This is a genomic window from Gordonia sp. (in: high G+C Gram-positive bacteria) (genome assembly GCF_049299075.1).
Lineage (GTDB): Bacteria > Actinomycetota > Actinomycetes > Mycobacteriales > Mycobacteriaceae > Gordonia.
In genome coordinates, this window is sequence record NZ_JBAQWU010000464.1 from 1 (window position 1) to 13405 (window position 13405).

Genomic DNA, 13405 nt, shown 5'->3' on the forward strand with positions numbered 1-13405 from the left:
GCGCATGCGGCCGGCCTTGCCCCAGTTGATGTTGGCCTGCTCGGCGTTGCCCACCTCGCCGACGGTGGCGCGGCAGCGCACGTCGACGCGACGGATCTCGCCCGACGGCATACGCAGGGTCGCGTACGGACCCTCCTTGCCGAGGAGCTGGATCGAAGCGCCAGCCGAGCGAGCCATCTTGGCGCCACCACCGGGACGCAGCTCCACATTGTGGATCTGGGTACCGGTCGGGATGTTGCGCAGCGGCAGGTTGTTGCCGGGCTTGATGTCGGCATTGGGGCCGGACTCGACGATGTCGCCCTGCTTCAGGTTCTTCGGCGCGATGATGTACCGCTTCTCGCCGTCGAGGTAATGCAGGAGCGCAATGCGCGCGGTGCGGTTCGGGTCGTACTCGATGTGTGCGACCTTGGCGTTGATTCCGTCCTTGTCGTTGCGACGGAAGTCAATCAGGCGGTAGGCACGCTTGTGCCCGCCACCGCGGTGCCGGGTGGTGATCCGGCCGTGTGCGTTACGACCGCCCTTGCCATGCAGGGGGCGGACCAGCGACTTTTCCGGATGGTCACGGGTGACCTCCGAAAAGTCGGCACCCGAGGAGCCGCGGCGGCCCGGGGTTGTCGGCTTGTACTTACGAATAGCCATAGTTAATTAAGTCCCTCTCTTAAGAGCGCCCGGTCTAGGAGACCGAGCCCCCGAAGATCTCGATGGGAGTGCTGCCGTCGCGCAGCGTCACGATGGCGCGCTTGGTGTTCTTGCGCTTGCCGTAGCCCTGGCGAGTGCGCTTGCGCTTGCCCTCGCGGTTGGCGGTGTTGACGCTGTCGACCTTGACGTCAAAGATCTGCTCGATAGCGATCTTGATCTGGGTCTTGTTGGCATCGGGATGCACCAGGAAGGTGTACTGGCTTTCTTCCAGCAGGCCGTAGGCCTTCTCCGACACCACCGGCGCCAAAATGATGTCGCGCGGGTTAGCGTGCGTCGCCATGTCAGGCCTCCTTCTTGGTGTTCGCCTCGATGAACGAGTTCAGCGTCTGAACGCTGAACACGATCTCGTCAGCGTCGAGAACGTCGTAGGTGTTCAGCTGGTCCGGCGCGATAGCGTGCACGTTCTCCAGGTTCGCGATGCTCTTGCGCGCGGCGTCGTCTTCGCGGCTGCACACCACGAGGAACTTACGACGATCGCTGATGTCCGCGAGGAACTGGCGGGCCGCCTTGGTCGACGGGTTCTGCCCCTCGACCAGCTCGGTGACCACGTGGATACGCTCGTTGCGCGCCCGGTCCGAGAGGGCACCGCGCAGGGCGGCGACCTTCATCTTCTTGTTGACCTTCTGGGTGTAGTCGCGCGGCTGCGGACCGTGCACGATGCCGCCACCGACGAACTGCGGTGCACGGGTCGAGCCCTGACGTGCGCGGCCGGTGCCCTTCTGGCGGTACGGCTTGGCGCCGCCGCCGCGGACCTCTGCGCGGGTCTTGGTCGAGTGCGTGCCCTGACGGCCTGCGGCCTGCTGGGCGACGACAACCTGGTGCATGAGCGCGATGTTCGCGGTCACGTCGAACAGGTTGGCCGGCAGCTCCACGGAGCCGTCGGTCGCGCCAGCCGGCGTACGAACGTCCAGCGTCAGCTTGGTTGTGGTTTCGGTGCTCACTTGGCGCCACCCTTCACAGCGTCGCGAACCACCACAATGCCGCCCTTGCGGCCGGGGATCGCGCCCTTGATCAGCAGGAGACCGGCCTCGGCGTCCACCTTGTAGACGGTGAGGTTTTGCGTGGTCACCTTGTCGTTACCCATCCGACCGGCCATCCGCATGCCCTTGAACACGCGGCCCGGGGTGGCGCAGCCACCGATGGAACCGGGAGCACGGTGCACGCGGTGCACACCGTGGCTCGCGCCCAGGCCAGCGAAGCCGTGACGCTTCATGACGCCGGCGAAGCCCTTGCCCTTGGAGGTGCCGGTCACGTCGACCTTGACACCGTCGGTGAACAAGTCGGCGCCGAGCTCCTGGCCCACCTCAAAGTCCGAGATGTCCGCGACGCGGATCTCGGCGAGGTGACGGCGCGGGGTGACACCGGCTTTGGTGAACTGGCCGGCAACCGGCTTGTTCACCTTGCGCGGGTCGATGGCGCCGTAGGCGAGCTGCACGGCACTGTAGCCGTCGCGCTCGTCGGTACGAAGCTGGGTGACGACGTTGCCGCCGGTCGCGATGACGGTCACCGGGACGACCCGGTTGTTCTCGTCGAATACCTGGGTCATGCCGAGCTTGGTGCCCAGCAGGCCCTTCTTTGCAGTCTGATTGCTCATTTACCTAGTCCCCCGTCACTGGATGTTGACGTCGACGCTGGCCGGGAGGTCGATGCGCATAAGCGCGTCAACCGTCTTCGGCGTCGGGTCGAGGATGTCGATGAGTCGCTTGTGTGTGCGCATCTCGAAGTGTTCGCGGCTGTCCTTGTACTTGTGCGGCGAACGGATGACGCAGTACACATTCTTTTCGGTAGGCAACGGCACCGGGCCGACGACTCGTGCACCCGTACGGGTGACGGTCTCCACGATCTTTCGCGCAGAAGCGTCGATCGCCTCGTGGTCGTAGGCCTTGAGCCTGATGCGGATCTTCTGTCCCGCCACGCTGTGTCCTCTTCCGTCTAAATGTCTCTCGACGCACAGAACACCGCGTGGACTCACACCCTTACGCGGACCTCTTCGCGAGGCGCTGCAGGCGGCAACGGAGCCACACTTCGACCAACGCCCGTAGATTCGGGCGGGATCAACGCTGTTCTATTCGTCGTTGTACGCTTCCCCCGGCACCCGCGGTCGGGCGTGTCGTGGCCGTATCACTTAGCAAAAAAGTGCACGCGTTACACGCCCGGTTCCGCGTAAGCGGTCCGGTGGAGTTCATCGCCCCACAAGGAGGCAACCTGACAAGTATGCACTACGGCGACCCCGTGTTTCAAATCGCACTAGTCAGTCACCGGCGAGGTGCGCGACTCGACGAGGCGTTTGCGGCGCAGGTAGTACCCCCAGATACCGCAGGTTGCCACGTTGATCGGCCAGCCCAGCAGATAGAACACCTGATCTTTGGTTTGCCCGTGCACCCTCTGCGTCCGCAACACCGCCCGTCGGTAATCGGACAGCACCGTCGATGTGCTCGCAAACCGCCTGGCGGACAGGCCTACAACCATGCCCGGCAACTTGCGTACGTCACACCCGGCTTCGGCCAGCGCATAGGACACGTCGATATCTTCATGCGTGCGCGGGCGGTTGCGGACGTAACCCTTCGCGCGCATCCATGCCTCGCGACGCATGACCATGTTGTTGCCGGCAAGAATCCTCTGGCGGCCCGCCACCTGCGCGCCAAACTTCTCAGATCCCTCCATGGCCGCCTTGCGGAGATTGAATCCCGGACTGTCGTAGAACCAGGCCACACCACCGAGCGCATCCACTTCAGGATGCTCGACCAAGCAGCTCTCGACGACTGCCGTCCACCCCGGCTCGAGACGCGTATCAGCGTCAATCCTGGCAATGACGTCTCCTGCCGCGGCGTCGTATCCGGCCTGGCTCGCCCACGCGACGCCCTGCTGCGATTCCTCAACGATCCGCAGCGGCAGTCGACCAGCAAACTCGGTGACGTGCGCCATCGTCTCGTCAGTGCTGTTGTTGTCGATCACCAGAACTTCATCAAATGGACGCTCCTGAGCGGCGACAGCGTCAAGGCAGGCGCGAATCTGGTCGGCCTCGTTGTAACAAGGAATCACGAGCGAAATGCGCATACTTATGACCATACCTCCACTTCAGTGCCCATGACGCTTTCGAGGGTCGCCGCGGCGACGACTATCAGAACACGATTGTTTCCACTTTTGCGCAGATTCCGCCGACCAGCCCTGGCGCTAGAAGCATTTGCCAAGTAGCGTGACCGGCGACACACGGTAAATCGGACATCACAGAAACGTGGCGAGCGGCCGCGAGTTGGGGACCTGACGCATATGTCGAAGCTCGGAAGCACCTTGGAGCAGATTCGCGACACCCTCGGAGCCTCCAGGGCCCTGCGGCAGGCGAAACTCACCGATCTCAGCAACCCCAAACGTGTCATCGACACCTTCAAGAACACCAAACTCGTCGGTCCGATGAGCACCGTGATGGCCCATCAGGCCGCCGACATCCCCGGTCAGCCTGCCATCACCGACGAGCACGGCATGCTCACCTGGAGCGACGTCGATCGGCAGTCCAACGCCCTCGCCAACACACTGCTTGACCTAGGCATTAAGCCCGGCGGCGTGGTCGGCATCATCGCTCGCGACCACCGCGCCATCCCCCTCGCCCAGTTCGCCGCGGGCCGCTCCGGCATTCGGTTGGCATTAATGAATACGGGTTTCGGCAAGCAGCAGTTCGTCGAGGTGGCCGAGCGGGAGAAGCTCGAGGCCATCTTGTTCGATGAGGAGTTCGCCGACCTCGTGGACGGTCTGCCCGCCGATCTGCCCCGCATCGTCACCTGGACCGACGGTGATCGGCAGTTCGGCCCGGACGTGCGGACCCTTGACGACGTGGTCGCCGGCGGCCGCACCGAAATGCCGCCGACTCCGGACAAGTGGGGCGGCATGGTGATTCTGACCAGTGGCACCACCGGGCTACCCAAGGGCGCGCAGCGCTCCAAGTTCTCCCCGTTCACCTCGGCGCTGCTAGTGGATCGCATCGCGTTCCCCTACCGCGGTGCCCTCGTGATCGTCTCGCCGCTGTTCCACTCCACCGGTTTCGCCACTTGGGCGGTAGGTACGGCGATGGGATGCAACACGGTGCTGCTGCGCCGCTTCGATGCAGAGAAGACCCTGCAGGCGATCGCCGACAACAAGGCCGAGATGCTGGTCGCCGTGCCGACGATGCTGCACCGGATTCTGGCGCTGGGCGCCGAGGTGATCAACAAGTACGACACCTCCTCCCTCAAGTCCGTGGTGGTCGCCGGGTCAGCACTTCCGCCGACTCTGTGCGAGGAGTTCCAGGACCAGTTCGGCGACGTCCTCTACAACCTCTACGGATCTACTGAAGTGGCCGTCGCCGCCGTCGCCACCCCCGCCGAACTACGCAAGGCGCCCGGCACCATCGGCCAAGCGCCGATCTCCAGCTACATGGTCCTCTTCGACGACAACGACCAGCGCATCACCGAACCGAATGTGAAGGGCCGCCTGTTTGTGCGCAACGGCGCCCCCTTCGAGGGCTACACCGATGGCCGCAACAAGCAGATTCTGGAAGGCCATATGTCCACCGGCGACATGGCCTACTTCGACGAAGACAACCTGTGGCACATCGCCGGCCGCGACGACGACATGATCGTCTCCGGCGGGGAGAACCTCTACCCGCAGGAAGTGGAGAACCTGCTCGCCGAGCACCCGAGCGTCGACGACGTCGCGGTGATCGGCGTCGACGACGACGAGTTCGGTAAGCGGCTGCGCGCCTTTGTGGTGCTGGCCGACGGTGCCACGCCCGACCCGGACGCACTGCGCGCGCACGTCAAGTCCAATCTGGCGCGCTACAAGGTCCCGCGCGACGTCGTCTTCGTCGCGGACCTCCCCCGCAACCCCACCGGCAAACTCGTCCGCCGACTTCTCCCCACCGGCGCCCTGGACGAGTAGCCGCGCGTCCGATCCGACGGAGTGGTTTCGACTCGCTCCGCTCGCTCAACCATCGAATGGGAACGCCCTTCGACAGGCTCAGGGACCCGAGAGGGCCGTCGCCCGACTCAACCAGCGAGCGATGCTCGGCATTCTGGGTTAGCGTCATGCCATGGGTTTGTCAGCCCCGCCGCTACCCCCGGCGGTCCCGATGCCGCACGCCACTGCGCCGATCCCCGATCGCCCCGCGCCGGGGCCATCCAATGTCGCACTCAAGCTGACGATGGCACTGACCGGAACGGTCTTCGCCCTGTTCGTGCTGGTCCATATGATCGGGAACCTCAAGGTGTACACCGGGGCCGAGCACTTCGACGCGTATGCGCACTGGCTGCGAACCCTGGCCGAACCACTGCTGCCGTACGAGGGCGCCCTCTGGATCTTTCGGATCGTCCTGCTGATCTGCCTCCTGCTGCACGTGGGCGCGTCCGCGATCCTCGTCGTCCGGGCCCGACGAGCCAAAGGCCCGCACCGTCGGCGAGCCATGGGGTGGCGGCGGATTCCGGCAACGTTGATGCCGTGGACCGGCGTTGTGCTGCTGGTCTTTATCGTCGTGCACATCCTCGACCTGACCACCGGCACCAAACCGGTGGCGCCGCAAAGCTTTACGACGACGACCCCGGCCACCTCATATGCGTTCGACAATCTGGTAGCGAGCTTCGAGCGGTGGCCGATGGCACTGTTCTACATGCTGGTGATGCTTATGCTCGGCCTGCACCTGGTGCACGGCCTGTGGATGCTCGCCACCGACTACGGCGCCACCGGCGCGCACCTGCGCCAAGTCTGGGCCGTGGTCGCCGCAGTGTTCGCCGCCGTTGTCGCCATCGGAAACATCTCCATTCCGCTCGCGGTGCTGGCAGGCTGGATCCAGTGACGGCCCAGGCGCGGCAGGCAAGGAGTGACCTGACATGCAGTGGTTGATCGACAGTCCGCTCCTCACCCTGTTCCTCGCCATCGCCGTCGGCTGCCTGTTCGGGAAGATCCCGTTCGGTCCCGTCTCGTTCGGCCCGGCGGGGGCACTGTTCGCCGCCCTGGCGCTGTCGGCACTAAACCCAGACATCGCGCTGCCGCCGATCGTCGGCAGCCTGGCACTCTGCGTCTTCTGCTACATGGTGGGCATCGCGGCCGGGCCGGCGTTCATCAGCGCGATCCGCACCGGCTGGAAGCAGGTGGTGGTCTCGCTGATCGCGATCACCGGGATGGCTGCGGTGGCGCTCGGTGTCGGCCGCGGCTTCGGGCTCGATATCGGCACCATCGCGGGCTCCTTCGCTGGCGCCGGCACCGCGACGCCCGCGCTCGGCGCCGTGCAGGGGCAGTTGCTCGACGAGACCGGCGTCCCGATCAGCGAAGCCGTCGTCGACCCGGCCATCGGCTACGCCGTCGCCTACCCAATCACTGTCTTCCTCACCATCCTGGCCTGCCAGTATCTAATTTCGGCCGGCCGCCGCAAGCCCACGCCGCAAGACAGCGAACCGACCGTCCCCATCGTCGTGAAGACCCTGGAACTGACCGCCGACCCCGGCCTCACCGTCGCCGCGTTCTCCGCCGCGCACCCTGCAGTGATCTCCCGGATCACCCGCGCCGGGCAAACCGTGGTGGCCCACGACGATCAAATCTTGACCGCTGGCGACCTGCTCACGCTGACCGCGCGCGCCGACGACTTCGACGCGATCACCGACAAGTTCGGCCGCCTGGCCACCAGCGAGCCGTGGATGGACCGCAGCACGATCGACTTCCGCCGCATCACGCTCTCCGAGCGCACCCTGAGCGGCCGTCCGCTGCACGACCTGCGGCTCGACGAGAGGTTCGACGCCACGGTCAGCCGGGTGCGGCGCGGCGACGTCGACATCATCGCCACCCCGGATCTGGTGCTGATGACCGGCGACCGGCTGCGCGTGACCGCCCCGCGCGACCAGTTCCCGGAGATCGCCAAGGCACTCGGCGACTCCGAACGCCAGGCCAGCGACATCAATCCGGTCGGCCTGTCCATCGGTCTCGCTCTCGGTCTCGTGCTCGCCTTCGTGGCCATCCCAATGCCCGGCGGCGGCACCCTCACCTTGGGCACCGCGACCGCCCCATTGATCGTCGGTGTAGTCCTGGGCATCCTCGGCCGCACCGGACCGATCGTCTGGACCCTCCCCGGGAACGTGTCGAGCACCCTGAATCAGTATTCGCTGCTGGTCTTCCTCGCCGCCGTCGGACTTGGCGCCGGTGGCGGGCTGGTCACCGCACTGAAGGACGATGCGTTGGCCCTGGTGATCCTCGGCCTGACAATCGCCGTGGTCCACGCGGTGATCTGCATCGTCGGCCTGCGCACGATCCTCAAGAACGGCACCGCCAACGCGCTCGGCGGCCTGACCGGCTCCCAGCTCAACCCGGCACCGTATGCCTACGCGATGGACAAGGTGCCCGATCAGCGCCTCGCGGTCGCCTACGCCACGTTGTTTCCGATCGCGATGATCTTCAAGGTCCTCGTCGCCCAAATCATGGTGGTGTATTTCAGTTGACCAAGCGCGCTCCGGGAATCGGCGACGACCTCGACCCCCACACACCCGACGGTGATCCGGCCACCGCGTGGCAGCGTCGCCGCGACGGCTATCGCCTGGTCGGCCCGCTGAACCGCCGAAAGTTCTCGGTGATCGTGGTCGGCACCGGCCTGGCCGGCGCCGGATGTGCCGCTGCCCTCGGCGAACTCGGCTATCAGGTACACGCCTTCACTTTTCACGATGCGCCGCGCCGCGCGCACAGCGTCGCCGCGCAGGGCGGTATCAACGCAATGCGCGGCCGGACGGTGGACAACGACTCGATTGCGCGCTTCGTCACCGACACCGTCAAGGGCGGTGACTTCCGCGGTCGCGAGGCCGACGCCTTCCGGCTCGCCGAAGAATCGATGCGGGTGATCGATCATCTGAACGCGCTGGGCGCACCTTTTGCTCGCGAGTACGGCGGCCCCTTGGCCACCCGCAGTTTCGGCGGCGTGCAAGTCTCGCGCACCTACTACTCGCGCGGACAGACCGGGCAGCAGCTGCAGGTCGCCACCTCGCAGGCCCTGCTCCGCCAAGTCGCTGCCGGCACCGTCACTCTGCACACCCGCCAGGAAATGCTCGACTTGATCGTCGCCGACGGGCGAGCGCAAGGCGTCGTCGTGCGCGATCTGGTGACCGGCGAACTCGGCGCGCAGACCGCGCACGCCGTCGTGCTGGCTACCGGCGGATACGGGACGGTGTTCTACCAGTCGACGCTGGCGCGGAACTCGAATGCGACGGCGGCCTGGCGGGCCCATCGTCGGGGCGCGTATCTGGCCTCGCCGTCGTTCGTTCAGTTCCATCCGACGGCGCTGCCGGTCAGTGCGCCGTGGCAGGCCAAGACCACGTTGATGAGCGAGTCGCTGCGCAACGACGGCCGGATCTGGGTACCCGCGGCGCCCGACGACCACCGCGCGCCCGGGCAGATCCCGGAGGACGAGCGCGACTACTACCTGGAACGCAAGTACCCCACATACGGCAATCTCACCCCCCGGGACGTGGCGTCGCGGGCGGCCCGCGAGCAGATCGAGAGCGGCCACGGCGTCGGCCCGCTGCGCAACAGCGTGTACCTCGATTTTGCTGACGCCCTGGCCCGCCTGGGGCGCGCGACGCTCGCCGAACGCTACGGGAATCTGTTCGACATGTACCGCGACGCCACCGGCGAGGACCCGTACACAGTGCCCATGCGGATCGCCCCGGCCGCGCACTTCACCATGGGCGGACTCTGGACCGACTACAACCAAATGTCTTCTGTCTCAGGGCTTTTTGTCGGCGGCGAGGCCGGTTGGGGTTATCACGGAGCCAACCGGCTCGGTGCCAACTCGCTCCTGTCGGCCTGCGTCGACGGCTGGTTCGTGCTGCCCTACTCGGTGCCCGACTACCTGGCCGGACTACTCGGCGAGCCGGTGCTGGCCCAGGACGATCCCGCCGTGCTCCGCACCACCGCGGCGGTGGCCGAACGGATCGACCGCCTCATCTCCATCGGCGGCACCACCGGCCCGGCCGTCTTCCATCGGGAACTCGGCGAGATCCTGTACCGCGGCGTCGGAGTGGCCCGCAGCGCGGCCTCGCTGACCCGGGCAGTCAGCGAGATCGCGACGCTGCGCGACCGCTTCTGGTCGGATCTGCGCGTCGTCGGCGGGGCCGGGCAGTTCAATCAGGAGTTGGAGCGCGCCGGACGGGTCGCCGATTTCCTGGAGCTGGCCGAGCTGATGTGTTTAGACGCGCTCGATCGCGACGAGTCCTGCGGGGCGCACTTCCGGGTGGAACACCAGACCCCCGACGGTGAGGCGCTGCGCGACGACAACGCCTGGCGCTTCGCGTCGGTGTGGGAGACTGCCGCCGACGGCCGAGCGGTCCGCCACCGCGAGCCGCTCGAGTTCGCGGCCACCCCGCTGACCACCCGCAACTACCAATAGCCCCGCCGAACGGAGGACAGCAGTGGAGATCACCGTCGAGGCCTGGCGGCAGGCCGACCATCACCAGGTCGGCCGGTTCGAGACGTACCGCACAGAGGTGACGCCGGAGATGTCGTTACTGGAGGTGCTCGACCTGCTGAACGAGCAGCTGGTGGCCGACGGCATCGACCCGATCGCCTTCGATTCGGATTGCCGTGAAGGTATCTGCGGGGCGTGTGGCATCACGGTGAACGGCCGCCCACACGGCCCAGTGCCAAACACGCCGTCGTGCCTGCAGCATTTGAACCGTTTCCCCGAGCTCACCCACTTCCGCCTGGAACCGTTGCGCGCCAACGCCTTTCCGGTGGTGCGCGACCTTGTCGTCGATCGCAGTGCCCTCGATCGAGTGATCGAAGCCGGCGGGCATGTGGCCGTCAACGCCGGGCAGGCCGCCGACGCGGACGCAGAGCTGATCGACCACGACACCGCCGAAACCGCACTCGATTTTGCCGCCTGCATCGGCTGCGGCGCATGCGTGGCCGCCTGCCCGAACGGCGCCGCGCACTTGTTCGCTGGAGCCAAGTTGGCACACCTGTCGACGCTGACGTACGGCGCGCAGGAGCGGGGTCGTCGTGCCCGGGCGATCGCCGGCCAGCTCGATCACGACTTCGGTCCGTGCTCCACCTTCGGCGAGTGTGCGCAGGTGTGTCCGGCCGATATCGACCTGTCCGCCGTCGCCGCAGTGAACCGCGAAGCGTTGCGCGTGTCCTTCCGCCGTCGGAGCACCTGACTCCAGAGTAAGATCGGGGCATGAGCCCCGATTCGCCCACGTATGCGCTGCGTAAGCGGCTTCCCGGCAACCGCCTCGGCGACACCCTCTTTTCCCTCGGCATGGTCGCGCGGGTGCCGTACTTCGGCACCGTCCTGCCCCTCGTCCAGGAGATGCGGCCCGGCTATTGCCGCGTCATTTCCCCGAACTGGTTCGGCGTTCACAACCACCTCGGCACTTTCCACGCGATTGCCGCCTGCAACCTCGCCGAGGCGGCCATGGGCATGCTGATGGAGGCCACCACCCCGACCACCCACCGCTGGATCCCGAAAGCGATGAACGTCCAGTACCTCGCGAAGGCGAAGACCCGGCTCACGGCCCATGCCGAACTCGCCGAACCGATCGACTTCACCGCGATCACCGACGGCGTCGACGTCATCGTCTCGGTCCGGATCTGCGACACCCACGGCAATGAGGTGGTGCACGCCGACATCACTACCTGGGTAACGCCCGCCTGATCCGGCACCCGCGGCCCCGCTCTCCGACGAGGCTGCCCTTCTCTCAGGTGAACCCAGTAGGGTTGTCCCCGACCTGCCTTGTCCAACGCGACCGGGCTGCCATGTGATGTGAAGGAAACCGACGTGAGTAACCGTGTGATCGACCCACGCGCCGCCGAGCGCCGTCGTTCCATCCTGTTGACCATCGCTGCCGTGGTGGTGTTGGCCGTGATCGCCGCCATCGTGATCATCATGACGACCAAGGATGGCCAGACTACCGAGACCGGGTCGGACGCGGATCTTTCGAAGAACGGCACCGAGGTGCCGACCGTCGTGACCGACGGCGCCATCCGTATCACGGCCGCAGCGCAGGGCACCACGCCATCGGTGGTCATCACCGTCACCGAGGACTTCCAGTGCCCGGCATGCCATCAGTTCGAGCAGCTGATGGGCCCGACCCTGGCTGGCTTCCACTCCAATCCCGCTGTCGCCATCGACTACGTCTCGATCAACATGCTTGATCGCGCGTCGACGACCGCCTACTCATCTCGCGCCGCCAATGCCGCGATGTGCGTCGCGGAAAAGACCGGTTCGGGCAATGAGTTCGGCAAGTGGCTCGAATACCACAACCTGCTGTTCGCCAATCAGCCCCCGGAGGGCGGCTCGGGCCTGAACAACTCGGTCCTGATCCAACTCGCCAAGGATGCCGGTGTCGAGGGCATTGACGACTGCGTCACCGAGATCTCCTACCGCAACTGGATCAACGAGAATTCCCAAAAGATCATGGCACTGCCGGACTTCAAGGGGACGCCGAGCCTGCGGATTAACGGTGAACTAGTTGAGATCACTACCGCCAACGACCTGCAAGACAAGGTGAACGCCGCCGTCGAGGCTGCCCGGTGACCGACAGCGATCGCCCCGCGAGCGACCTCGGGGACGAGGTCGCCGCATCGGTGTCCACCGAGGCGGAGGCGGCCGTCACGGCGACCGAAGCCCCCGGCACCGGTATTCCCGGCACCGGCATTCCCGACGCTGACGTTCCCGACACCGGCGGACGTGGCCTCACCGCGCTGCGTCCGCTCGGCATCGTGTCGACGTGGGTGATGCTGATCTGCGGAATCCTCGGCATGGCAGCCTCGGCCGCACTGTCGATCGAGCGGATCGACCTACTGAAGAACCCAAATTACATTCCGAGCTGCAACTTCAGCCCGATCCTCTCGTGCGGTTCGGTGATGCGCACCGAGCAGGCCGAGTTCCTCGGCTTCCCCAACCCGCTGCTGGGCCTGCCCGCGTTCGCCGTCATCCTGGCCACTGCGGTGTTGTCCGTCGGTCGAATCCGGCTGCCGCGCTGGTACTGGATCGGCCAGACGCTGATCACCGCGGTCGGCTTCGCGTTCGTGAATTATCTTGCGTTCCAGAGCATCTACCGCATCGGCGCCCTGTGCCCGTACTGCATGGTGGTCTGGACCGTCACGCCGATCATCATGGTGCTGAGCTTCTCCCGTGCGCTCGGCGACGGACCCAACGGACGCATCGTCCGCGACGCCTCCTGGTTCGTCCTTGCCGCCTGGTACGTGATCGTGATCTTCGCCGGCGGCTACCAATTCTGGGATTACTGGAGCTCACTGATCTAGCCCATCGGCGGCCTCGGCGAAACCTCTCGCTGGTAGAGCAGGCCAGCAAAGGGGCCTCGTCGACACCAGTCCTCGCGCGCTTAGATCGCGCCGCCGATCACCCACGCGACCATCGCGATAGTGGCGTGGGGTCCGGCGTGGGTCGACCCCGGCAGGATCGACCCGTCCACCACGCGCAGACCGCCGATCCCCGGCACCTCGCCCCACTGATCGACTACCGTCCCGAGCGGCAACGTTCCGGTGGCGTGCTGCGACATCGACATCACCGGATCGACGGCAATGGATCCCGACTCCACCAGTCCGGCGAATGACGACGATCCCAGCATCGCCACCACCTGCGCTGCGCCCCGGTCCATCCGCGCGAGCGACTCGGCGTCCGGCGCACCCAGGTCCAGCCCCGTCTCGTCGAGCACGCCCACCGTCGGGTGCCCAAGAT

The 13405-nt window shown here is 66.1% G+C and carries 15 protein-coding genes; 8 read left to right on the top strand and 7 right to left on the bottom strand.

Going from position 1 to position 13405, the window contains the following annotated elements:
• The 6 genes from rplB to WAW85_RS14700 all read right to left on the bottom strand — a co-directional run.
• A partial coding sequence (gene rplB / locus WAW85_RS14675; protein ID WP_422560332.1) for a 50S ribosomal protein L2 occupies positions 1-639 on the bottom strand: 639 nt, incomplete at its 3' end.
• Between the two features lie 34 nt (positions 640-673).
• A complete protein-coding gene (rplW, locus tag WAW85_RS14680; RefSeq protein ID WP_422560333.1) occupies positions 674-979 on the bottom strand; it encodes a 50S ribosomal protein L23 in 306 nt (101 codons plus the stop codon).
• A 1-nt stretch (position 980) separates the two neighbouring features.
• Positions 981-1640, bottom strand: coding sequence for a 50S ribosomal protein L4 (gene rplD, locus WAW85_RS14685; RefSeq protein ID WP_422560334.1), 660 nt, complete (start codon positions 1638-1640; stop codon positions 981-983).
• On the bottom strand, positions 1637-2293 hold the full coding sequence (rplC, locus tag WAW85_RS14690) for a 50S ribosomal protein L3 (protein WP_422560335.1): 657 nt from the start codon (positions 2291-2293) through the stop codon (positions 1637-1639). The genes rplD and rplC overlap by 4 nt, the downstream gene beginning before the upstream one ends.
• 15 nt (positions 2294-2308) lie before the next feature.
• The gene (gene rpsJ, locus WAW85_RS14695; protein WP_003938093.1) at positions 2309-2614 is read right to left on the bottom strand and encodes a 30S ribosomal protein S10; all 306 of its coding nucleotides are present in this window, start codon (positions 2612-2614) and stop codon (positions 2309-2311) included.
• A 332-nt stretch (positions 2615-2946) separates the two neighbouring features.
• Positions 2947-3756: a glycosyltransferase gene (locus tag WAW85_RS14700; protein ID WP_422560336.1), complete on the bottom strand. Its 810-nt coding sequence runs from the start codon at positions 3754-3756 to the stop codon at positions 2947-2949.
• A gap of 213 nt (positions 3757-3969) precedes the next feature.
• On the opposite strand from WAW85_RS14700, the gene WAW85_RS14705 reads away from it, so the two are divergent.
• The 8 genes from WAW85_RS14705 to WAW85_RS14740 all read left to right on the top strand — a co-directional run bounded on the left by WAW85_RS14705 (position 3970) and on the right by WAW85_RS14740 (position 12969).
• Positions 3970-5610, top strand: a complete 1641-nt coding sequence (locus tag WAW85_RS14705; protein WP_422560337.1) for an acyl-CoA synthetase — start codon at positions 3970-3972, stop codon at positions 5608-5610.
• A gap of 151 nt (positions 5611-5761) precedes the next feature.
• Positions 5762-6520 (top strand): succinate dehydrogenase cytochrome b subunit, encoded by a 759-nt coding sequence (locus tag WAW85_RS14710; RefSeq protein ID WP_422560338.1) that lies wholly within the window; start codon positions 5762-5764, stop codon positions 6518-6520.
• A gap of 34 nt (positions 6521-6554) precedes the next feature.
• Positions 6555-8153 (top strand): aspartate:alanine exchanger family transporter, encoded by a 1599-nt coding sequence (locus WAW85_RS14715; protein ID WP_422560339.1) that lies wholly within the window; start codon positions 6555-6557, stop codon positions 8151-8153.
• Positions 8150-10090, top strand: a complete 1941-nt coding sequence (locus WAW85_RS14720) for a fumarate reductase/succinate dehydrogenase flavoprotein subunit (RefSeq protein WP_422560340.1) — start codon at positions 8150-8152, stop codon at positions 10088-10090. Before WAW85_RS14715 ends, WAW85_RS14720 begins: the two co-directional genes overlap by 4 nt.
• 22 nt (positions 10091-10112) lie before the next feature.
• On the top strand, positions 10113-10859 hold the full coding sequence (locus tag WAW85_RS14725; RefSeq protein WP_422560341.1) for a succinate dehydrogenase/fumarate reductase iron-sulfur subunit: 747 nt from the start codon (positions 10113-10115) through the stop codon (positions 10857-10859).
• 20 nt (positions 10860-10879) lie between these two features.
• Positions 10880-11356 carry a hotdog fold domain-containing protein gene (locus tag WAW85_RS14730; protein ID WP_422560342.1) on the top strand — a complete coding sequence of 159 codons (477 nt, stop codon included), beginning with the start codon at positions 10880-10882 and terminating at the stop codon, positions 11354-11356.
• A 123-nt stretch (positions 11357-11479) separates the two neighbouring features.
• On the top strand, positions 11480-12238 hold the full coding sequence (locus WAW85_RS14735) for a DsbA family protein (RefSeq protein WP_422560343.1): 759 nt from the start codon (positions 11480-11482) through the stop codon (positions 12236-12238).
• A complete protein-coding gene (locus WAW85_RS14740; RefSeq protein ID WP_422560344.1) occupies positions 12235-12969 on the top strand; it encodes a vitamin K epoxide reductase family protein in 735 nt (244 codons plus the stop codon). The genes WAW85_RS14735 and WAW85_RS14740 overlap by 4 nt, the downstream gene beginning before the upstream one ends.
• A gap of 80 nt (positions 12970-13049) precedes the next feature.
• Here WAW85_RS14740 and WAW85_RS14745 read toward each other — a convergent pair.
• Positions 13050-13405: GMC oxidoreductase (locus tag WAW85_RS14745; protein WP_422560345.1), on the bottom strand; the 356-nt coding region annotated here is incomplete at its 5' end.

Excerpts from the sequence above, each read along its gene's own strand:
- rplW (WP_422560333.1), bottom strand. The coding sequence starts at position 979 with ATGGCGACGCACGCTAACCCGCGCGACATCATTTTGGCGCCGGTGGTG.
- rplC (WP_422560335.1), bottom strand. The coding sequence starts at position 2,293 with ATGAGCAATCAGACTGCAAAGAAGGGCCTGCTGGGCACCAAGCTCGGC.
- WAW85_RS14700 (WP_422560336.1), bottom strand. The coding sequence starts at position 3,756 with ATGCGCATTTCGCTCGTGATTCCTTGTTACAACGAGGCCGACCAGATT.
- WAW85_RS14705 (WP_422560337.1), top strand. The coding sequence starts at position 3,970 with ATGTCGAAGCTCGGAAGCACCTTGGAGCAGATTCGCGACACCCTCGGA.
- WAW85_RS14710 (WP_422560338.1), top strand. The coding sequence starts at position 5,762 with ATGGGTTTGTCAGCCCCGCCGCTACCCCCGGCGGTCCCGATGCCGCAC.
- WAW85_RS14715 (WP_422560339.1), top strand. The coding sequence starts at position 6,555 with ATGCAGTGGTTGATCGACAGTCCGCTCCTCACCCTGTTCCTCGCCATC.
- WAW85_RS14730 (WP_422560342.1), top strand. The coding sequence starts at position 10,880 with ATGAGCCCCGATTCGCCCACGTATGCGCTGCGTAAGCGGCTTCCCGGC.